The organism is Streptomyces humi (assembly GCF_001005085.2).
In the GTDB taxonomy this organism is placed as follows: Bacteria; Actinomycetota; Actinomycetes; order Streptomycetales; family Streptomycetaceae; genus Streptomyces; species Streptomyces humi.
The window spans coordinates 106,907-128,212 of record NZ_LBMU02000046.1 but is presented as its reverse complement, the minus strand read 5'-3'; the positions used below and the strand labels follow the sequence as shown (position 1 = coordinate 128,212).

Annotated in this window: 15 protein-coding genes; 6 read left to right on the top strand and 9 right to left on the bottom strand. The window is 71.4% G+C overall.

The window, feature by feature from the left end:
• The first annotated feature begins 21 nt into the window (after positions 1 to 21).
• Both lpdA and AAW13_RS21905 read left to right on the top strand, forming a co-directional pair.
• Positions 22 to 1,461, top strand: a complete 1,440-nt coding sequence (lpdA, locus tag AAW13_RS21910; protein WP_046733275.1) for a dihydrolipoyl dehydrogenase — start codon at positions 22 to 24, stop codon at positions 1,459 to 1,461.
• Positions 1,462 to 1,573: 112 nt separating this feature from the next.
• Positions 1,574 to 2,530, top strand: a complete 957-nt coding sequence (locus AAW13_RS21905) for an NADP-dependent oxidoreductase (protein WP_046733274.1) — start codon at positions 1,574 to 1,576, stop codon at positions 2,528 to 2,530.
• A gap of 80 nt (positions 2,531 to 2,610) precedes the next feature.
• Here the strand turns inward: AAW13_RS21905 and AAW13_RS21900 are convergent, their stop codons facing one another.
• The 5 genes from AAW13_RS21900 to AAW13_RS21875 all read right to left on the bottom strand — a co-directional run bounded on the left by AAW13_RS21900 (position 2,611) and on the right by AAW13_RS21875 (position 8,717).
• Entirely contained in the window at positions 2,611 to 3,351 is a 741-nt protein-coding gene (locus tag AAW13_RS21900; protein ID WP_046733273.1) for an enoyl-CoA hydratase/isomerase family protein, read from the bottom strand.
• A 133-nt stretch (positions 3,352 to 3,484) separates the two neighbouring features.
• Positions 3,485 to 4,507: a zinc-binding alcohol dehydrogenase family protein gene (locus tag AAW13_RS21895; protein WP_046733272.1), complete on the bottom strand. Its 1,023-nt coding sequence runs from the start codon at positions 4,505 to 4,507 to the stop codon at positions 3,485 to 3,487.
• A gap of 179 nt (positions 4,508 to 4,686) precedes the next feature.
• On the bottom strand, positions 4,687 to 5,406 hold the full coding sequence (locus tag AAW13_RS21890; RefSeq protein WP_046733271.1) for a hypothetical protein: 720 nt from the start codon (positions 5,404 to 5,406) through the stop codon (positions 4,687 to 4,689).
• 27 nt (positions 5,407 to 5,433) lie between these two features.
• Positions 5,434 to 6,276: an alpha/beta fold hydrolase gene (locus AAW13_RS21885; RefSeq protein WP_046733270.1), complete on the bottom strand. Its 843-nt coding sequence runs from the start codon at positions 6,274 to 6,276 to the stop codon at positions 5,434 to 5,436.
• Positions 6,277 to 6,680: 404 nt separating this feature from the next.
• On the bottom strand, positions 6,681 to 8,717 hold the full coding sequence (locus AAW13_RS21875) for an AfsR/SARP family transcriptional regulator (protein ID WP_079178903.1): 2,037 nt from the start codon (positions 8,715 to 8,717) through the stop codon (positions 6,681 to 6,683).
• A gap of 424 nt (positions 8,718 to 9,141) precedes the next feature.
• Here AAW13_RS21875 and AAW13_RS21870 point away from each other — a divergent pair, with 424 nt between their 5' ends.
• Positions 9,142 to 10,530, top strand: coding sequence for a dihydrolipoyl dehydrogenase family protein (locus AAW13_RS21870; protein WP_046733269.1), 1,389 nt, complete (start codon positions 9,142 to 9,144; stop codon positions 10,528 to 10,530).
• Here the strand turns inward: AAW13_RS21870 and AAW13_RS21865 are convergent.
• Positions 10,499 to 13,396 carry an ATP-binding protein gene (locus tag AAW13_RS21865; protein ID WP_079178902.1) on the bottom strand — a complete coding sequence of 966 codons (2,898 nt, stop codon included), beginning with the start codon at positions 13,394 to 13,396 and terminating at the stop codon, positions 10,499 to 10,501. The genes AAW13_RS21870 and AAW13_RS21865 overlap by 32 nt on opposite strands.
• Positions 13,397 to 13,697: 301 nt before the next feature.
• Here AAW13_RS21865 and AAW13_RS21860 point away from each other — a divergent pair, with 301 nt between their 5' ends.
• Positions 13,698 to 16,424 (top strand): AAA family ATPase, encoded by a 2,727-nt coding sequence (locus AAW13_RS21860; protein WP_240528680.1) that lies wholly within the window; start codon positions 13,698 to 13,700, stop codon positions 16,422 to 16,424.
• A 285-nt stretch (positions 16,425 to 16,709) separates the two neighbouring features.
• On the opposite strand, the gene AAW13_RS21855 is transcribed toward AAW13_RS21860, so the two are convergent.
• Positions 16,710 to 17,546 (bottom strand): alpha/beta fold hydrolase, encoded by an 837-nt coding sequence (locus AAW13_RS21855; RefSeq protein ID WP_046733267.1) that lies wholly within the window; start codon positions 17,544 to 17,546, stop codon positions 16,710 to 16,712.
• A gap of 86 nt (positions 17,547 to 17,632) precedes the next feature.
• Complete coding sequence (locus tag AAW13_RS21850) at positions 17,633 to 18,652, bottom strand: alcohol dehydrogenase catalytic domain-containing protein (RefSeq protein ID WP_240528679.1); 1,020 nt, start codon at positions 18,650 to 18,652, stop codon at positions 17,633 to 17,635.
• Between the two features lie 305 nt (positions 18,653 to 18,957).
• Here AAW13_RS21850 and AAW13_RS21845 point away from each other — a divergent pair, with 305 nt between their 5' ends.
• The gene (locus AAW13_RS21845) at positions 18,958 to 19,527 is read left to right on the top strand and encodes a TetR/AcrR family transcriptional regulator (RefSeq protein WP_046733266.1); all 570 of its coding nucleotides are present in this window, start codon (positions 18,958 to 18,960) and stop codon (positions 19,525 to 19,527) included.
• A gap of 71 nt (positions 19,528 to 19,598) precedes the next feature.
• Here the strand turns inward: AAW13_RS21845 and AAW13_RS21840 are convergent, their stop codons facing one another.
• Positions 19,599 to 20,171 (bottom strand): TetR/AcrR family transcriptional regulator, encoded by a 573-nt coding sequence (locus AAW13_RS21840; RefSeq protein WP_046733265.1) that lies wholly within the window; start codon positions 20,169 to 20,171, stop codon positions 19,599 to 19,601.
• A gap of 209 nt (positions 20,172 to 20,380) precedes the next feature.
• On the opposite strand from AAW13_RS21840, the gene AAW13_RS21835 reads away from it, so the two are divergent.
• Positions 20,381 to 21,256: an alpha/beta fold hydrolase gene (locus AAW13_RS21835; protein WP_240528678.1), complete on the top strand. Its 876-nt coding sequence runs from the start codon at positions 20,381 to 20,383 to the stop codon at positions 21,254 to 21,256.
• The last annotated feature ends 50 nt before the right edge of the window (positions 21,257 to 21,306 follow it).

Below are 21,306 nucleotides of genomic sequence, written 5' to 3'. Positions count from 1 at the left end.
TCCAGAATCAGGGACACCTCCATGCGCAGCCAGACCCACACCCGCCGCCACGGCGGCGTCACCACCAGCCACTACGACGTCGTCGTCCTGGGCGCCGGCCCCGGCGGGTACACGGCCGCCGTCCGGTCGGCCCAACTGGGTCTGCGTACCGCGGTCGTCGAGGAGCGCTACTGGGGCGGGGTGTGCCTGAACGTGGGCTGCATCCCGGCCAAGGCACTGCTGCGCAACGCCGAACTCGCGCACATCTTCACCCGGGAGGCCAAGACCTTCGGCATCGAGGCCGACGGGCAGGTGCGGTTCGACTACGGCGAGGCGTTCCGGCGGAGCCGGCGGGTCGCCGACGGCCGGGCCAGAGGCGTCAACTTCCTCATGCGGAAGAACGACATCACGCAGTACGAGGGGCGCGGTCACTTCACCGACGCCCACACCCTGAGGGTGACCAGCGCCGACGGCAGCACGGAGACGGTGACCTTCGACCACTGCGTCATCGCCACCGGAGCCGGCGCGCGGCTGCTGCCCGGTACCCGGCTCAGCGAGCGGGTGGTGACCTTCGAGGAGCAGATCCTCGCCTCCGAGCTGCCGGACAGCGTGATCATCGCGGGTGCCGGCGCGATCGGCGTCGAGTTCGCGTACGTACTGCACAACTACGGTGTCCGCGTGACCGTGGTGGAGTACGCGGACCGGCCGGTCCCGCTGGAGGACGAGGAGGTCTCCGCGGAGCTGGCCCGGTGGTACCGACGGCTCGGCATCGAGGTGCTGACCTCCACCCGGGTGGACTCCGTCGCCGAGGAGGGCGGCCGGGTACGGGTCACCGTCTCCCGCGCCGGGCAGGAACAGGTCCTGGAAGCCGGCAAGGTGCTCCAGGCCCTCGGTTTCCGGCCCAACGTGACCGGCTACGGCCTGGAGAACACAGGGGTGCGACTCACCGGGCGCGGCGCCATCGACGTGGACGGCCGGCTTCGTACCAACGTGCCCCACATTTTCGCCATCGGCGATGTCACGGCCAAGCTGATGCTGGCGCATGCCGCCGAGTCGATGGGCATCGTGGCGGCCGAGACCATCGGCGGCGCGGAGACGATGGAGCTCGACTACGTCATGATCCCGCGTGTCACGTTCTGCAAGCCTCAGATCGCGAGTTTCGGGTGGACGGAGGCGCAGGCGCGGGAACGCGGCTTCGACGTGCGGGTGGCGAAGTTCCCGTTCACGGCGAACGGCAAGGCGCAGGGCCTCGGTGACCCGACGGGCTTCGTGAAGATCATCAGCGATGGGACGCACGGCGAGCTGCTGGGCGCGCACCTCATCGGCGGAGAGGTCGCCGAACTGCTGCCGGAGCTGACGCTGGCCCAGCAGTGGGACCTGACCGTCCAGGAGGTCGCCCGCAACGTCCACGCGCATCCCACGCTCGGCGAGGCGGTCAAGGAGGCCGTCCACGGCCTGGCCGGCCACATGATCAACCTGTGATGTCCACCGGATGCCGACGTGAGCCCCGTGCGGTGGGCGGGTGGCAGGTTTCCATCGCTTCATGGCCTTTCTGCCACCGTCGGCCGCCCACGGCGGCTGCAAACATGTGCGTATGAACGACACCACGCAGGCGTCCGCGACCATGCGCGCCATCAGCCAGGACGCACTCGGCGGTCCCGAGGTCCTCAAGTCCGTCGACGTCTCTCGCCCCGCTCCGGGTCTCGGGCAGATACTCGTACGCGTGCACGCCACGAGTGTGAACCCGGTCGACCTCATGAACCGGGCCACGGGGGTGTTCTCCGGCGGCAAGCCGCCGTTCGTGCTCGGCTACGACGTGTCGGGGACCGTCGCGGCGGTCGGCCCGGGTGTGACCGTGCACCGGGTCGGTGACGAGGTGTTCGGCATGCTGCCCTTCCCGCACGGACTTGGTTCCTATGCCGAGTACGTGGTGGCCCCGGCCCGGCCCTTCGTGCGCAAGCCGGAGGGTCTGGACCACGCGCGGGCAGCGGCGCTGCCGATGGCGGGTCTCACCGCCTGGCAGGCGCTGGTGGAGACCGCCGGGATCGGTGCGGGCAGCCGCGTGCTGGTGAACGGCGCGGCCGGCGGGGTCGGTCACCTCGCGATCCAGATCGCCAAGGCGCACGGGGCGTACGTGGTGGCGGTGGCGGCCGCGGCCAACGCCGGCTTCGTGCGTGGCCTGGGTGCCGACGAGGTGATCGACTACACGACCACCGCCCTCAGCGAGGCCACCAGCGATCTGGACGTGGTTCTGGAGAGTGTCGGCGGGGAGTACCCGGTCCAGGCGGTGCAGGTCCTCAAGCCCGGCGGGATCCTGGTCTCGACACTGCCTCCCTCCCTCGCCGCAGCGGCGAGCGCAGCCGCCGAGCGCGGGGTGCGGCCGGCGGGACTGTTCGTGGAGGCCGACCGGCTCGGCATGCGGGAACTGGCCGCGCTCGCGGCCGACGGCCGTATCACCCCGCACATCGGTGCCACGTTCGCCCTGGAGGACGTGGCCAAGGCCCAGGCGAACAAGCCCGGCGCGGGCAAGACGGTCCTCCTGGTGAACTGACGACGCCGCTCGGCCGCACCTCCAGCGGGGGCGGCCCGTCCTGGGCCGAAGGCAGATCGTCCCCGCGCCCTGAGGACACGTCAGGAACCGGACGTCAGCGCCTCGTTGTCCGCGGTGAGCTGCCCGAAGAGACGTCGTTCCGTCGTGATCGCGTCGCCGAACGGAAGCCGCGAGCCGGCCACGACGGAGTGCTTCGCCGCGTACAGCGCGGGCCCCGGATTCCTGGCGACGGCCCCGACCCAGCGCAACGCGTCCGCGACGAAGTCGGTGTCCGTGAGGACGGTGTTGACCCAACCGACCCGCAGCGCCTCCTCGGCGTGGACGAGCCGTCCCGTGAGGATCGCCTCGGCCGCGCGGCCGGGACCTATCAGCCGGGGCAGCCGAACACTTCCGCCGCCGCCCGGAATGATGCCGGCGGCGGCCTCGGGCTGCTGGAAGCGGGAGCGCGGGGAAGCGGCCCGCAGAGTGCACGCCAGAGCGATCTCGTTGCCTCCGCCCGAGGCGAGTCCGTCGACGGCCGCGACGGTGGGCTGGGGGATCTCCTCCAGCAGGCGCAGCGCCCGCGACCACGAGCCGAGTTCCTCCGCGGTCGCCCGTCCCGCGCCCGCCCGGGCCAGATCGGACAGCTCCGCGTGGTCGATGAACCTGTCATCGAGTCCGCCGGTCAGCATGACGACCTTCACCTGGCCGGTCTGCCGGCCCAAGTCTTCGAGCAGCGCTCCGAGTTGAATCATGGAGCCGAAGTCCATGAAGTTGCCGGGTCTCCTGGTGAAGGTCAGGACGGCCACCGGGCCGAACCGATCCGAGGTCCATGCAGCCATGGTTCGCTCCGTATGTGTGTGCGGGCCGGCCGGGTACTGGGCGGCCGGCCCGGTCCTGCGGTCGCTTTCCGGAACAACCCTGTCCGAGCGTCCTGGGGCAGCCATCAGTCATGTGACCATGTCCGGGAAGCGGTCAGAAGCCGGTGAGGGTGATCTTGCCGATGGCGGTGCCTGCTTCCATGATGCCGTGCGCCTTCCGCAGGTTCGCCGCGTTGACGGGTCCCAGGTCCCTGGTCGCGGTGCTGACCACGACGCCCGCGTCCACGAGGCGGGCCACCTGGGTGAGGATCCTGCGCTGCCGGTCCATGTCCGCGGTCCGGAACAGGGAGCGGGTGAACATGAACTCCCAGTGAAAGCTGATGCTCTTCGGCTTCAGCAGGCCGACGGGAAGTTCGTCGAAGTCGTCGATCGCGACGATCTGCCCGAACGGGTTGAGGGCCTCGGCGTAGGCGGCCAGGTTACGGTCGGTCCCCGCGGTGCTGAACACCTGGTCGATGCCGTTCGGGGCCACCTTGGCGAGCTGGGGCAGCAATGCCTGGTGGTGGTCCACGATGTGGTGGACACCCATGCGGCGGGCGAAGTCGGCAGTCTCCGGGCGGGAGGCCGTCCCGATCACCGTCAGGTCGGTGAGCGCGTGGGCCAGTTGACTGACCACGGATCCGACACCGCCGGCTGCCGCCGTCACGAGCAGGGAGCCCGTCTCGTCGATCAGGTCGTGGCGCAGTCCGATCCGCTCGAACAGGCCTTCCCACGCGGTGAGCGAGGTCAGAGGCAGGGCCGCTGCCTCGGTGAACGTCAGCGTGGTCGGCTTCAGGGCGACGAGGCGCTCGTCGACCGTGTGGAACTCGGAGTTGGCGCCCGGCCGGTCGAGGGCGCCGGCGTAGAAGACCTCGTCACCGGGCGCGAAGTTCTCCACCTGGGAGCCGGTCGCGACGACCGTACCGGCGGCGTCCCAGCCCAGCACCCGCTCACGGCCGTGCGAATCCTGGTGCTGCCGGATCTTGTGGTCGACCGGGTTGACGGCGACCGCCTCCACCTGGACGAGCAGGTCCCGGGGGCTCGGCGCGGGCACGGGCAGTCTGACGTCGAGGAGGCACGCGTCGTCGGTCACGGGAAGGGAGGCACGACAGGCGACGGCGCGCATGGTGCTGGTCATGTCGCGGGGTTCTCCAGGGCAGTCGGACTGGGTGAGGGCGGCGCGTCAGCTCGCGGAGCCGGGCGGTCGGACGATTGCGGCCCTGCGACAGGCAGGCACCAGGGCAGGCAGTGGTCGACGGTTCCGCCGTGGTGGCGCCGGCCGAGGCCGGCCCCACCACGGCGGAACCACCGGCTGGGTCAGGAGACCGCGACGTCTTCGAGATGGACCGAGACGACGAGCGGTTCGGGGACCTTGTGGCCGTTCTCGTCACGGCTGTAGATCATCCGTGTGGTGGGGATGACGAGGCCGGAGACTTCCTGGTGGCCGGAGAGGTAGTGCGCGGCAGGGGTGTTGCCGGCGATCTCCACGCTGTAGTCGCGGCGGCGGATCAGGCCCTGCGAGTCGACGTAGACGGTCTGTTCGGTGCTGAGGGTGGCGATGCTGTCGGGGAAGGTGATGTGCAGGCGCCGGAACTTCTCCCCGTCCTCGGTCCACGGATCGATCTCCTCCGTCCGCACGCCGGGAAAGGTCAGCGACAGCGGCTCGGCGAGGTAGGTCCACATGGCGCTGCCGGAGAAGTACGCGAGCTGGAGCCGCGTCCACGGCGTCATCAGGTCGTGGCCGGCGAACGAGGCGCGCGGCTCGGCCAGTTCCTCGATCACGTTGCCGTCGGAGTCCTCCACCGCCACACGGTCGGCGGAGAACACGGTGTGGTGGTCGGGGTTGAAGAACGGCTTCTGGGTGACGTACTCACGGCGCAGGTCGACGGTGACGTCGACGTCGTTCAGGGCGCCGGGGTGGCCCTTCATGCCCCACAGGGCGCCGCCGAAGAACTGCCGGGCGGTGATCTGGTGGGCCTCCTCCCAGCGGGCGCGTCCGCCGTGGGCGTCGAAGATGATGGCGAGCAGATCGGACATGGGTGCTCCTTGTATGACGTGGCAGGGTCAGCCGAGGAAGGCGTTGACGTCCTCGGCGGCTTCGGCGGGGTACTGGAACAGCGAGGCGTGGGCGGCGTCCGGGTAGATCCGGAGCTGTGCGTCCGGGATCAGGCCGGCCATCAGGTGGCTGTTCCTGGTGGGGATCATCAGGTCGTCGTCGCCCTGGATGACGAGTGTGGGGCACTGGATGCCGGTGAGGCGCTGAAGGGCGGCGTGGTCGGGGATCCCCCACTCCAGTACGGCGTCGTACTGGGCGTCACGGGAGGGCAGGCTGCTTGGCACGTCGCGGCCCTCGGTGCGGGCCATGAACCGGCCGAGGAATTCCATGCCCTTGGCCTGGCTGGTCTCGGTGTGGGCGAAGAAGATGTAGAGCAGGTCCTCGCCGGTGGGCACCTCGGCGCGGGCGTGTGTCTCGATGTCCTTGCGCCAGCCGTGCATGCCGGGGGCGCCCTTGGGGCCGGTGCCGGCGAGCACGAGGCGGCGGACCAGACGGGGCCTCACGAGCGCGATGTCCTGAGCGGCGAAGCCGCCGATGGAGAAGCCGAGCAGGTCGATCCGGTCCAGGCCGAGGGCGTCGGTGAACGTGATCACCTGCTGGGCGAGCTGCGCGATGGTGGTGGCGAAGCGGCCGGTGGACGAGGCGACCCCGGGGTAGTCGACCAGGATGACCTCGCGTTCGGCGGCGAGTGCGTCGACGAGGGCCGGGTCCCAGTTGTCGAGGTTGCCGGTGAAGTGCTGGAGCATCACGAGGGGGACCTCGCCGCCGGAGCCGAGCCTGCGGTAGGCGTAGCGGACACCGTCGGTCTCGACGAACTGTGTGGGGGCGGTGTGGTGGGTAACAGCGGACATGTCTCTCCCTGCCGGAACGGGACCGGAATCCCGGGGGTGGTGAGGCCGGGGGCGGCTTTCCGCGGGCCCGGCGTCCGTTGCGGACGGTCGGCACCGGCGGTGGTCCGGTCGGTCCGGGCCCCACGCTGCTTCCCGAACAGCATGCGGAGTGTGCAGTGGAAACTTTGTGGTGCGTGTCTTGACCGCCGCGAAAAGGCCGTCAGGAGACGGGGCCGGCGGGCCGGAGAGGCGCCGTCACGCCCCGGACCACGCTCACCCTGCCGGACGGCCGTTCCAGCGGCACGCGCCGCACGCGAGGAAGGCGCGCAGCGGTCTCGGGTCGGTGTCCGGCTCGGTGGCGGTGGTCCGGCACGGGGCGGTCGGCTCGGGCCGGAGGTGCTTTCCCGGCGGGTGTGACGGGTCGCTCAGCCTGGGCCCGGACGGGTCGCCATCGCGCGCGACGCGTCCAGGGGTGCAGCTCGCCCGGACGTGCGTCGGGCCGCGCGGACGGCGGCCGGGCCCCTCGACGACGGGCGTGCGTGCCCGTTCCGGACCTGCGGGGCGGTCACTCGGCCGGGTTCCCCGGTGCGGCCGAGTTCGGCGGCGTAGGCACGTACCAGGTCGTGCGCGCCGTACCGGTCAGGGCCTCGGACGTCGAGCAGCCGGACACGGACCAGTTCCCCGGCAGCGACGGCCGCCGCGCCCGGCGGGACACCGGCCAGGCGCGCCAGCGCGGCCGTGCTGACGTCAGCCGGCACGTGTCGCGGCAGCAGGGAGAAGACCCGTTTCGCCTCGGCGCCGAGTGTCCGATGGGACCAGGAGAAGGCCCCGCGCAGGAAATTGGCGCCGTCGGCCTCGTCGAAGCCGGCGAGGCTGCCCCGTGCGGCGGTGAGTTCGGCGGCCAGCCGGGTCAGCGGCTGTTCGGGGCGGCTCGCCGCACGGGCGGCCGCGACGGCCAGGGCGAGCGGCAGCCGGCCGCAGCCCGCCACGATCTCCTGGATGACGGCCGTCCCGGCGTCGGCCCGTGCGCGGCCGAGACGTCGCAGGAAGCATTCCGTCGCCTCGGCCGCCGAGAGCACGTCCAGCGAGATCAGCCGTGCTCCGTGCGTCGTCGCCAGACGGGTCAGCCGACGTCGGCTGGTGACCACCACCATGCACTCGGGGGTTCCGGGCAGCAAGGGCCGCACCTGGTCCGCGTCGAGGGCGTTGTCGAGCACCATGAGCACGCGCCGCCCGGACAGGACACTGCGGAGCAGAGCCGACCTGGCCTCCACCGAGGCGGGAACACGGCGCCGGTCCACCCCCAGCGCCTCCAGGAACCCGTGCAGTACCTCGGCGGGATGCGCGGGAACCCGGTGCGAGGCGAATCCGCCGAGATCCGCGTAGAGCCGGCCGTCGGGAAAGTCCGCCGCCACCCGGTGGGCGAAGTGGACCGCCGACGCGGTCTTGCCGACTCCGGGTATGCCGTCGAAGGCCACAACCCGCAGGCCGTCGCCGACCTGGCGCGCGGTGTCCAGTGCCTGGCCCAGGGCCTGCTCGCGCCCGGTGAAGGAGGCCAGGTCACGCGGTAGCTGGGCGGGCCCGGACCACGGCGTTCGGGCCCGGGGACGGGGCGGCACCATGGACCCGGTGGACGCCGGTACCCAGGGCTCCGCCGGGCCACCGCGCAGAACGCTCTGGTGAGCGGCCCGCAGCGCCGGTCCGGGATCGATCCCCAGCTCGTCCGACAGCCGGTTCCTGATGCTGTGGTACTGCGTGATCGCTTCGGCCTGCTTGCCGTCGGCGGCCAGCACGAGCAGCACGGACGCCTGGAGCGCCTCGTCGAGCGGGCAGCGGTCGGCGGCCTGTCGTACGGACAGCAGGACGGAGCCGGACCTGCCGCACCGAAGGGCCGTGGTGGCCGCCTCGCACACGACCGGAGCGTATTCGTGTTCCACCAGGGTGAAGGCCGGGTGCACCGCGGCCAGGGCGCCCAGGTCCTCCGCGCAGGGCCCCTGCCACAGTGCCAGTGCCTCCAGATACATGTCGACGGCCGCCGGGAGGTGGCCCGTGGCGGCCGAGGCGCGGGCCTGCCGGACGAGGGCGCGGAACCTGAGCAGGTCCAGGCCTTCGGCGTCGACACCGAGCAGATAACTCCCCGCCTGCCGGACGATCCACCTGCCCGGCGATCTGGCCGGCAGGCCGGGTTCGAGAAGCCGCCGCAGCGAGCCGACATAGCGGTGGACCGCGTTCACGGCGCTGACCGGCGGCTCGCCGTCCCACAGCAGGCCGATCAGTTCGGACAGGGGGACGGGCCGTCCCGCGCCCGCCAGCAGCGCGGCAAGGAGCAGACGCTGCTGGCGGGGGCCGAGCGGGAGTTCGTCCTCGCCCCGCCAGGCCCGCAGCGGACCCAGCAGCGTGAAACGCGTCGCTTGCGCCGGTTCCTGTTCTTCGCCGACGCGTCGGCGTGGTGTCACGGGCATCGAGGCGTCCTCCTTTCACCTTCAGGACGTCCGTCGGGCAGCTGCTCCGCCGCCTCGGTCCGCATCGCCGCAGGGCCGTGCTGACAACGTAGGTTCGGGCCGCTTGACGGCCATCAGTCGGTTGACTCACCGCGGCGGACGCCCCACCGGGCAACGGCCCCGTGGACCCGCCGGAGAACGGGGCCGGCCGCGCGGCCCGGGTCCCCTGCGGGGCGGCGCTCGGGTCGCTGTGCGCCACGTGCTGCCGTTCCGCGATCCGTCACGGCCGGCGGGGAGACGTTTCTCGGGTGGTGCCGCGAAGTGGCGGGTCATTCGACTGATGCGGCCGCCCGGGCGAACGGCGAGTCTCGCCCCGGGGCCGGTGCGGGACGCGCCGACCGCCCCACCCCACCCCTTGTTCGCAGCTGAGGAGGACGGAGAGGGAATGGACGTCGTGGAGGACATCGTGGAGGACGTGGACCTGCTGGTGGTAGGTGGCGGCAAGGCCGGAAAAACGCTCGCCATGGACACCGCGCGGGCCGGCCGCAGGGTGGTCATGGTCGAGAAGAGCATGATCGGCGGCAGCTGTGTCAACGTCGCCTGCATTCCGACCAAGACGCTGGTGACCAGCGCACGGCTCGCCCGCCGGGCCGCCGGTGCCGAGTCGCTGGGCCTGCGGCTGGGTTCGCCGCGGGTCGACCTGGAGCTGCTGCGTGCGCACAAGGAGGGCGTGGTCTCCGACATGGTGGAGCTCAACCGTCGTCAGTTCCTGGACAGCGGCATGGACTTCGTTCTCGGCGCCGCCCGCTTCGTGGCGGAGCGGACCGTGGAGATCCGCCTCGCCGACGGGAGCCGCCGTGTCGTACGCGGTACCGACGTGGTGATCAACACGGGGACCGAGCCGCATGTCGCCGCCATTCCGGGGCTTGCCGGAGCGGAGCCACTGACCAGCGAGAGCATCCTGCGCCTGCGCCGCATCCCGAAGCGGCTCGTGGTCATCGGCGCGGGCTATGTGGGACTTGAGTTCGCCGACATGTTCGCCGCGTTCGGCAGTCGCGTGACGGTTCTGGAACGCGGGCCCCACCTGCTGCGGAACGAGGACCGTGACATCGCCTCTGCCCTGGCGGCGTGCCTCCGGGCGGACGGCGTCGAACTCGTCTTCGACGTGACGGTGAAGGAAGTGGTCCGGGAGGGTCGGACGGTGCGGGTGCTGCTGGCCGACGGGCGATCCCTGACCGCCGACGACGTCCTCGCGGCGACCGGCAGGGTGCCGGTCACGCGCGACCTCGGTCTGGAGGCGGCGGGCGTGCGGACCGACGGCCGCGGGTTCGTACGGGTGGACGACAGGCTGGCGACCGACGCCCCGCGCACCTGGGCGGTGGGGGACGTGGCCGGCGGCGCGCAGTTCACACACGTGTCGCTGGACGACTACCGCGTCGTCAAGGCCAACATCGACGGCGGTACGCGCAGCACGGCCGGCCGGCTGGTGCCCTGGAACCTGTTCACCGACCCGGAACTGGCGCGGATCGGTCTGACCGAGGAGCAGGCCCGCGCGACCGGCCGTGCCATCAGGGTCGCGAAACTGCCGGTCGGGGCCGTCCCTCGGGCGCGCACGCTGCGGGAGACCCGCGGTCTGTGGAAGGCGGTGGTGGACCGGGACAGCGAGCAGATCCTGGGGGCGGCCCTGCTCGGCCCCGAATCAGCGGAGGTGTTGTCGGTGGTGCAGACGGCCATGTGGGCCGGGCTGCCGTTCACCCGGCTGCGGGACGGGATGATCGCGCATCCGACCATGGCGGAAGGGCTCAACGCGCTGTTCTCCTCCTGGGTGGACTGAGAAGCCGCGGCGCCCCGCCCGGGTGGTCAGCACCGCCGGTGGACGCGGCTTCCGGTCGCCGCTCCTGCGTCCTCCGGGCGCGGCCGAGTGCGTCGTGGAGCTGGGTCCGGCTGCTGACGCCCAGCTTGGGGAACACCTGGTACAGGTGGAAGCCCACGGTACGGGCGGACAGCAGCAACCGCTCGCCGATCTGCCGGTTGGTGAGCCCCGTCGCCGCCAGCCGCGCGATCTGCAACTGCTGCGGAGTCAGCCGCTCCACCGGTCCTGGCCTCCCCTCCGCGTCCCGGACAGGCACCCCGCAGGCCCGCAGCTCCCCCGCCGTCCGCTCCACCCACGGAAGGGCCCGCAGCCGCTCGAACACCGTCAGTGCCCGCGCCAGTTGAGCCCGCGCCTCGCTCATCCGACGCCTGCGGCGCAGCCACTCACCGAACTCCAGAGACGCCACCGCACGCTCGAACGGCCACTGTTCTCCCATCGAGTCCTCCACGACCGTACGGAACAGCCCTTCCGCGTCCTCCCCCTCGCACAGCAGCGCCCGCGCCCGCGCCACGATCAGCCGCAGGCGGTCCGACATCCCATCGCCCACCCACCGCTCGACCGCGGCCACCACCGCGAGCGCCTCCTCCGGCCGCCCGACCCGGACGGCAGCGGCTGCCAGGTCCCCCACGCCGTACAAGGAGCAGTGGTAGTGCACCGGCCGTGGCTCGGGCCCCGTCGTGAACAGCCCACGCAGCAACTCGAACTCCACCGGGTGATCCCCCTCGGCGGCGGCCACCGCCGCCCGTACCCTCGCCGTACGCACCCCCAGCGCCCGGCTCTCCGAGACGTCGAGACCCGTCACGGCCCGCCCCATCAGCGCGCGGGCGTCCTCTCCGCGCGACGCGAGCACCATCGCGTTCACGTACACGGCCACCCACGTCGCCGTCTCCAGCCCGTTCTCCGCCGCCGCCCGCCGCGCGTCCCCGGCGGACTCACACGCCGCATCCCACGCTCCGGCGTCGAACTGCGCCAGCGCCAGCGTCTGTCCCACCGTCGCGCCGGAACCCGCGGTCGGCACCTCGCGCACCCGCTCCGTCGCCGCACTGAGCAGCCGCACCGCGAGCGCCGTCTCGTCGAGGAGCCACGCCGCGCTTCCCAGCATGGTCGACCGCTCCGGCAGGCCGTCCGTCTCGGCCGTGGCGCGTGCCAGTGCCGCCAGCACACCCCGACGGTCGCCGAACGGATCGCAGCAGGCACGTGCCCACACCTGTTCGTGCGCGCTGCCGACATCCTCCGGGATGTCCGCCAGCGCCGCCAGCGCCTGCCGGCGGAGCGTCACGTCGCCGCTGCAATACAGCACCACCGCACCGTGACTGATCGCTTCCAGTGCCGTCACCGGTGAGGTCTCCGTCATGTCGGCGGCCAGGGGCAGCAGTTGCGAGAGCGCCGCCCGCTGCCGTCCCGTCGCAGCCATCGCCCACCCGCGGCGCAACGCCGCCGCGGCCAACATCTCGGTGTCGTCCGTCGCCGCGGCCACCTCGCCCGCCAGCGCCTCGACCCACCAGGGCTCACCCGCGTGCGCGGCGAGATCGCACGCGTCCAGCAACCTGCGGGCCCGCGCCCGGCCCTGTTCACTCAACCGCGCCGCGCGCTCCAACGCCGCGGCCGCCAGCCGGGAGCCGCCGCGTCGGCGGGCCCGGCCCGCCGTCTCCACCAGCGCGCCCGCGACCGACTCGTCCGGTGCGAGACAGGCCGCGGCCAGATGCCACGCCCGTCGGTCGGGCTCTCCCGCCAGACCGTCGGCCAACCGGAGATGCGTCTCGCGGCGTTCCGTGAACGACGCCGCCCCGTACACCGCGGACCGCATCAGCGGATGCCGGAACTCGACCCGCCCGCTCACCAGACGCACCAGTCGCGCGTCCTTCGCGGCCGCCCATGCCTCGGCGCCTCCGGGCACCGACGCGGCCGCCGACAGAGCCGCCGCCATGTCCGGCCCGTCCGCCGCGGCGGCGAACAGCAACACCTGGCGGGTCGAAGCCGACAGTGCGCCGAGCCGTTCCGCGAAGGCCTTCTCCAGCCGGGCCGGCAGCGCGAAGTCCGCGCCCACTCCCGGGTCCCACCCGGAAGCACCCCGCTCCGCGGCGTCCCGTGCCAGTTCCACCAGTGCCAACGGAAGTCCCGCCGCCGCTCGCAGCACCTGCCTGCGTCCCCAGCCCCTGGGAACGACAGGCTGAGCGTCCAGCAGGCGGCCGGCCGCTTCCGCGGACAGCGGCCCGACCGGCACCTGCTCGAAACCGGGCCAGCCGGGGCCGGCCGCGCTGTCACCACGCACCGCCGCCAGCAGGCCCACCGGTTCGCCGACGAGACGCCGCGCGACGAACAGCACCGTCCGCAGGGAGGCGCCGTCCAGCCACTGCATGTCGTCCACGACGATCGTGACGGGGCGGTGGCGCGCCGACGCCAGCAGCAGGTTCAGGGACCCCAGTCCGACGAGCAGCCGGTCGTCGGCGCCGTCCTGGTCCGGTCCGGTGACACGGGCAGCGGTGTGGTGCAGGCCGAGGGCTCGGGAGAGGGCCGCACGCTGCGGAACCGGAATCCGGGGCAGGTGTTTCAGCGCGGGCCTGAGCAACTGGTGCAGAGCGCCATGTTCAAGTGTGTGCTCGGCACGGCTGCCGGCGCAGCTGATCACGGTGGTGCCGCGGCGGGCCGCTTCCGCCTCGACGGCGTGCAGCAGCGTGGTCTTTCCGATACCGGACTCACCCACGAGAAGAAGAGCACTTGAATTCTCGGCCCGCTCCGGAAAAAGGCCCCGCAGAATGCGTGCCATCTCCGGCTCGCGCCCGATGATCCCGTTCGATGCGTCGACTTCCACGCGTACACGGACCATTGCCACTCCCCGGTTCGAATCAACCGGAAGCTATCACGGAATTCCGGAGCGACCGGATTCCCCTGCCAGCAGAGGTCACCCCTCCAGAAATAATCAAGAATTTCGACATCGAAACAAGAAGTATTCCAGATTGATTCCACAACCCGGCACGGGCGTGCGGATGAAAACGTATCTCAAGTACGGTTCTTCAAAACCCGGCCGATCCCAGTCGACCGACAGATGTGTCGCCTGGCCCCCTCGGCCATCATGTGAGCGCCGGCAGGGGCAACCGCCGTCGGGCGTGGGAGGAACGTTGTCGTTGGTGGGCCGTACGTCCGAGTTGCAGACCCTCGAAGCGCTGCTGGCCGAGGCGGAGAACGCGGGAGCAGCACTGCTGCTGAGAGGTGATCCCGGCGCGGGGAAGACCGCGCTGCTGGACGCCGTGGCCGCCCGTGCCCGGGTCGGCGGACTGCGGGTCCTCCAGGTCGTCGGTGTCGAGAGCGAACAGGAACTCGCGTTCTCCGCCCTGCACCAGCTGCTCTACCCGCTCTTCGATCACCTCGCCGAACTGCCGCCGTTCCAGAGCGGGGTGCTGGAACAGGCGCTCTCCATCCGTGCGGGCTCGGCGCCGGGACGCTTCGCGATCTCCGCGGCGACGCTGGCGCTCCTCCAGGCAGCGGCGAAGGGGCAGCCGCTGTGCGTGGTGGTGGACGACGCGCACTGGATCGACCGTTCCAGCGCGGAGGTGCTGACCTTCATCACGCGCAGACTCACCGGTTGCCGGGCGGCCTTCGTCATGGCGGCGCGCAGTGGAGCACACGGCTACCTCGACCCGACGGGCCTGCGCGTGCTCGACGTCGGCCCGCTGCCGGCCCCCGACGCCCTGGCTCTGCTCGACAGCAGCCACCCGGGACTGGCCGAATCGACCAGGCGGCGCCTGCTGGACGAGTCCGAAGGCAACCCGCTCGCCCTGGTGGAGCTGCCGAGCCAGCTCACCGAAGCCCAGCGGGACGGCGCCGCGGCCCTGCCGGTGAACCTGCCGCTCAGCAGCCGCCTGGAGAGCGTGTTCGCCGACCGTATCCGGCGCCTCGGCTCCGCGCCGCGTTTCGTCCTGCTGTTGACGGCGCTGGACGGTGAGCGTCCGGGCAACCTGCGGGACATCCGGGCGGCCTTCGGCACCGGGACAGGGGGTGAGGAATGGGACGAGGGCCTGCTGGAGATGAGCGAGCACGCCGGTCTCGTCCGTGTCGACCACGTCGCGGAGCAGGTCACCTTCCGGCATCCCCTGGTCCGCTCGTGCACGGTGCACATGTCCCCGGCGGCGCGGCGCAGAGCCGCACACCGGGCACTCGCCGGGGTCCTCACGTCGGAGCCGGAGCGACGCGCACTGCATCTCGCCCATGCCGCCGACCACCCCGACGAGGCGGTCGCCGGCGAACTCACCCGTGCCGCGGAGCGAGCCGTGGCCCGGGGCGGCGCCGCGGAGGCTGCCACCGCGTACCGCCGTGCCGCAGAACTCAGCCAGGACCCGGCCGAACGTGCCCGCCGCCTGGAGCAGGCGGCGTTCGCCGCCGGCATCGCCGGTCTCCTCGGGACGGCCCACGAACTCGCCGGCCAGACCATGGAATCACTGCGGGGCGCGGCCGCCGCGGCCTACGTGCAGTTCCATCGCGAGGGCGACATCGACGCGGTCTACCGCATCCTGCCTCCCGCCATGGACGCGGCACGCTCAAGCGGCGCCCCGCAGGACGTGGACGCGTTCGACGACGCGTTCTACGTCCTGCTCAACACGGCGGTGTGGGGAGGCCGTGCGGAACTGTGGCCTCCGGTGTACCGCGCGCTCGACCTGGTCTCCGAGTCCGCGCGCATGTGTTTCGACTGCGTGGCCGACCCGGCGCGGACGGCGCACGGCGTGCGGCGGGAACTCGACCGGGCGACCGCCGCGCTGTCTCCCGACACCCCCCTGTGGCGCGTCAACTGGCTGATCTACACGGCCATGTACCTCGACTGCTTCACCTTCTACGACGGTGTGTGGCGGGAGGCCGTCGGGCACAGCGCTTACGACAGCCTGCGCTTCGGCGTGGTGGCCCGGGCCCACGAGGCGTTCATGCGGGGTGAATGGGACAGGATCCAGGCGATCGCGTCGCAGGGCATCGCGGACGCCACCGAGCACGAGTACAACCTCGTACACGTCATCTTCACGTACGGGCTGGCCATGGTCGCGTCCGGCCGCGGGGACGAGGAGGCACTGCGCCGGCACTGCGACACGATCACCGCGTGGGCGCAGCCGCGACGTATGCAGCTGTTGATGTCGACGGTGACCGAGACGCGGGCCCGTGCCGCCGTGGGGCGCGGGGACTTCGAGGAGGCCTATCTGCTGACCTCCGCGTTGACCCCGCCGGGCGAACTGCCCGCGCACTTCCCGCATTTCTCCCGTGTGTTCCTCGACCTGGTGGAGTCCGCGATGCGCACCGGCAGAACCGCGGCGGCCCGCGCACACGTGGAGGCGGGGCGGAGGGCGCGCCTGGACGCCATCTCACCGCACCACGCGGTCATACTCGCCGCGGCCGTGGCGGTCACCGCACCCGACGACGAGGCCGGCACGCTGTACGACGCGGCTCTCGCGGTACGGGACGCCGAGCTGTGGACCTATGAGTACGCACGTACCAGGCTCTGGTACGGCGAGTGGCTGCGTCGGCGCCGGGAGTACACGGCCGCACGCGTCCAGCTGAGCCTGGCGCTGGAGCTGTTCGAACAGCGGCTCAAGGCTCCGCTCTGGGCGCAGCGCGCACGGGACGAACTGCGCGCGGCCGGTGTGGGCGTCGGGGTGGCGGACGCCAGGGCCGGGGTGAGGATGAGTGCCCAGGAGCGTCGTATCGCCGAACTGGCGGCGAGCGGTCTGTCCAACAAGGAGATCAGCCGGCAGCTCAACATCTCGCCCCGCACCGCCGGCGCCCATCTCTACCGGGTGTTCCCCAAGCTGGGCATCACCTCCCGCGCCGCGCTGCGCGACGCCTTGCAGGCCTTCGACGAAGCCGAGGGCTCGTGACGGCGGCGGGCCGGGACATCGGGAGTGCGGCGGCGGGCCGGGACATCGGGAGTGCGGCGCCGGGCTCGCCGATCGGGAGCGAGGACCGCCCCGAGCCGCTTGTCGTGGCGCACTCCCTCCAGCGTCATGCCCGGTCGCCCGGCCACCGCTGAGCCGCGGTCGTCGTCGGCCCGGCCGTGCCGTCAGTCGCTGCTCGGCCCGGCGGCCTTCCCGCCCCGGCGCCAGGTCGGACTCCTCGGCGACTACCTGGCCTCTCTGATGGCCTCCCCCGGTGACGGCCTGTCCTCAGGCGGACAGGAACCGGTTGACGTCGTGAGCGAAGTCGTCGGGGTGCTGGAACAGGAAGCCGTGTCCGGCGTCGCTGTAGAGGATCACCTTCGCGTCGGGGAGTTTCTGCGACATCGCGTAGGTGGCGTAGGCGTGGATCATGACGTCGTGGGCGCCGTTGGCGACCAGGACCGGCAGGGTCAGCTCCTCCTGCCGATGCCAGTAGCCCTCGAAGGTGCTGATGGCGCCGAGCTGACCGCGTACCGCCTCGGGGCCGACGACGGCCCCGGAGTCCTTCAGACGGTGCTCCAGGCGTTGCAGGGAGGCCCGGCCCGCGGCCGTGGCCTGCTCGGTCTCCGGGAAGAAGAGGTAGAGGAAGTCCTCGGCGACGTTGACCGGCCGGCTCATGGTCTGCCGGGTACGGGCCGAAGGCGGCGGAAGGTCGGGGACACCGCCCGCCGAGCTGCCCGCCACGACCAGGTGGCGGACGATGTCCGGGGCCGCCAGGGCCACGCCCTGGGCGACGATGCCACCCATGGACCAGCCCAGGACGTCGATGTCCGTCAGCCCGAGAGCGTGGATGAAGGCGAGGGACCCTTCGACCATGTCCTCGATGGAGGCGGGCGGGTTGCCGGTGGAGAGATTGACACCCCTGTTGTCGAAGACGATGAGCTCCCGTTCCGCGGCCAGCGGTTCCAGGAAGGCGGGGTCCCAGTGGTCGATGGTGCCGCGCAGCCGCATGTGCATCACCAGGGGACGGGTGCCCGCCCTGCCGAACCTGCGATAGGCGAAACGCTCTCCGAGCGCCCCCTCGACGTAACGGGTCTCGGCCGAGTCGGCCGTGTAAGAAGACATGCAAGGCTCCTGTTCATGAAATGTGGCGCCCCGGTCCGGGGCCGTCGGGCGGTCCGAGGCCGAGGGGCGGGTGACGTACGCCGCCCTCAGACGCCGATGACCATGCGAAACCGCGCCTCGCCGGTCAGCATCCGGTCGTACGCCGCCTGTACGCCGGTCAGCGACGTGTGCTCCACCATCGGCGCCACGTCGTGCGCCAGGGCGAAGGCCAGGTTCTGCTCGTTCTCCGCCGCGGTACCGGTGAGGGAGCCCGACACCTGCACGGCGTCGAAGATCAGCTGCCGCGGCGTGACCCGGACCGGCTCCGGCGACACTCCCACCAGAACCAGCCGGCCCCGGCGGGTCAGGCCCCCCAGCAGCGGACTCACGTCTCCGCCCGCCGCGGTGCCCAGCACCATCCGGGCACCCCCCAGTCCGGTCAGCCGCTCGGCGGCGTCCGTGGTCCTGCTGTCGACGTAGTGGTGCGCGCCCAGCCCGAGGGCCAGTTCCTCTTTGTCGGCACCGCGCGCGATCGCGACCACCCGCAGCGCCAGGGCACGCGCGTACTGGAGGGCCAGGTGCCCGAGGCCGCCGACGCCCTGCACGGCCACCAGGTCCCCGGCCACCAGGCCGCCAGGCTGCCGCACCTGGTCGACCAGGGCGTTGTACACCGTGAACCCCGCGCACAGCAGCGGTGCCGCCCGGGTGGCACTCATCTCTTCCGGCACGGCCACCAGGCCCGTCTGCCGGGCGTACATGTACTCGGCGTAACCACCGTCGACCTGCACGCCCGTGTACGGCTGGTCGGTGCAGCCGACGAAGTCGCCCAGCCGGCAAGCCGCGCACACCCCGCAGTGTCCGCCTAGGAAACCGACACCGACCCGGTCGCCCACGCGCCACCCTTCGACACCACCGCCGAGGGCGTCGACACGGCCCACGGCCTCGTGCCCGGGAACCCGGCCGGTCTCACCCTCCTCATGCGGATGCACCACGATCGAGTCGCTGTGGCAGACACCGCACGCCTCGACCCTGATGCGTACCTGCCCCGGGCCCGGTGGCACCAGTTCCCGCTCGGTGAGACGCAGGCCGCCGTCCGGGGCGACCTCGACTGCGCGGTACGTGGTCATGAGCAACTCCGTTCGAGGAGACGAGAATGCGGAAACAGGTCGTCCGTGTGTGTCCCCGCGAGCGTCTGTGCCAGCTTCGCGTGGGCCAGTGGAATATTTGTGGCTGCGCTCTTGACCGCGAGGCCGGCCCCTGCGCACGAGAACACCGGCGCTCCTGGGCTGACTTGACTTTCCCAAGACGACCGGACACATTCATGGCGGGGAGGACGATCACACGTGCCTCGAAAGTGCCGCGCCGACCGCCCGGTCCATCATCTTGCGGGCGCGCCGTTCGTGCCGCCACACACCGCCGAGGAGCGGAGAACATGCCACAGATCAGTGTCCGGGAACGACTGGTCGACAGCGCGATGGACGTGTTTCGCCGCAAGGGGTTCAGTGGGGCGAGCATCCAGGACGTCACAGAGGCGGCAGGCGTACCGAAGGGGTCCGCCTACAACCACTTCCGCAGCAAGCAGGACCTCGCTGTGGAGATCGTCCTGCGCTACGCGCGTGCCGCCGACCACTCGATCCTCGAGGGGCAGGGACCGGCTCTGGAGCGCCTGCGGGGACATTTGATCGCGCAGGTCGAGCGTATCCGCGGCTCCGGAATCGAGTTCGGATGCCTGCTCGGCACCTTCGCCAGTGACGGCGCCAACGCCGGCGAGAAGGTCAGGGAGGCGGTCCGGGAGGCACTGGACAGCTGGACCGATGCGCTGACCGCCACGATCGCCGACGGCCAGGCGTCAGGCGAGATCACCACTGCGCGGTCCGCCGCCACGCTGGCGGCTTTCCTGCTGGACCTCTTCGAAGGCGCCACGCTGCGGGCCAGGACCTCGGCCGACCACGTTCTCATGGCCGAGGAGGTGAACATCGCCCTGGAAGCGCTGCGCCCCTGAGGCGGGGCCGGCGTTCCGCTTCGTCGGTGAGAGCAGCCACCGGGCCCGCTGTGGACCGGGGAAACCCGCTGTCAGGGCTTGAGCGCTTTGAGAGCCAGATCCAGGGAACGCATGGCCGCAGTCTCGTCCCGGGTCGCCTTGCCGCGCAGTCCCGCGCCCTCGAAGGCGTCGATCAGAAAGGCCGCGAGGTCGCCCGCGGGCTCCTGGGACGTGATCTCACCCGCTCGCTGCCCCTCCTCGATCACCGGGGTCAGCACACCTATCCACGCCGCGATGCTGCGGCGGACGACCGTCCCCACCTCGTCGCCGACCGCCGGACCCTCGCTCGCCATGGTCATCAGCAGGCATCCGTACTCCACGCCGGTGGAGTTGGTGCGCGAGGCCTGGGCGGCGAAGTGTGCGCGCAGCCGTGCCGGCGCCGACAGGTCCTGAGCGCCGAGCATGCTCAGGTCCGTCCCGCGGCTGTAACGGCGGACGATCTCGGCGGCGAGTTCCTGCTTGCTCTTGAAGTGGTTGTAGAAGGAGCCCTTCGGCACTTCCGCCGCATTGGTGATGTCCGCGACGCTGGCGCCATTGAACCCCTGCTGACGGAACACGGTCTCCGCGTGCTCGATCAGCTTTCCCACGACGCTCACCTGAGGCATACGGCCAATATGGCCGGTCTGCTTGAAATTGTCAAAAGCCCCCGACCTGCTGTTTCCTGCGGAAGCGGGTACGTACCGGCGCTCGGGCGCGGCCCGGCTGCATGCCGGTTCCGCAAGATCAGCGGGCGGTGCGGTTCGCGTACGGTCAAATGTCCGATGGCCTGCGCCGCGGCCGGCGTCAGACTCGTCGCCGTCCCTGTGCTCATCGCATGACCGGTGAGCACTTCACCGGCGCAGGAGTCCACGTCATGTACCACGAGACGCCGAACCGCAGGGCCGGAGCGGCCCCCGGCATCATCTACGCCTACCGTCGGTGCGGTCCGAGAGGTTCGCAACCTCCGCTGCTGCTCCTCCAACACTTCAGGGGCACGCTGGACAGCTGGGATCCCGCTCTGGTGGACGCGCTGGCGGCGGAGCGCGATGTCATCGCCTTCGACAACGCCGGCGTCGGTCTCAGCACCGGCAGCACACCCCGCACCATCCGGGACACCGCCCTCGACACCATGGCCTTCCTCGGGGCCGTCGGAGTACGGGAAGTGGATGTGCTCGGGTTCTCCATGGGCGGGTACACCGCGCAGGAGCTGACCCTGCTCCAGCCGGACGTCGTCCGCCGCCTCGTCCTCGCGGCCACCGCCCCGCGCGGCGCGCCGGGCATTCACGGACTGCGGGACGACGTCCTCGGCCACACCTGTTCCGGCGAACCGCGGGCTCAGCACTACCTGTACACCTTCTTCAACCACACCGAGGCCAGCCAGCGCCGCGGCCTGGAATTCTTCGGCCGTTACATCGAGCGGGAGAGGGACCGGGATCTGCCGGTCAGCGCGGCGGCCCGGGAAGCCCAGTGCGAGGCCATGCTCGAGTGGGGCGTGCCCGACGGGGACGCGCTGCGCAGACTCGGCGGTATCCGGCAGCCCACACTGGTCGCGGGCGGGGACAGCGACCGGGTCATCCCGCCCTCGGCACTGCGGCTGCTCGCGCGTTCGCTGCCCGACGCCCGCGCACACCTGTACCCCGACTCCGGACACGGCTTCCTGTTCCAGTACCACCATGAGTTCGCGCGGGAGGTCCTGGACTTCCTGCGCTGAGGACACCGCGCACAGATAGATACGTGTTCGACAAACCGAACGAAGGCGTT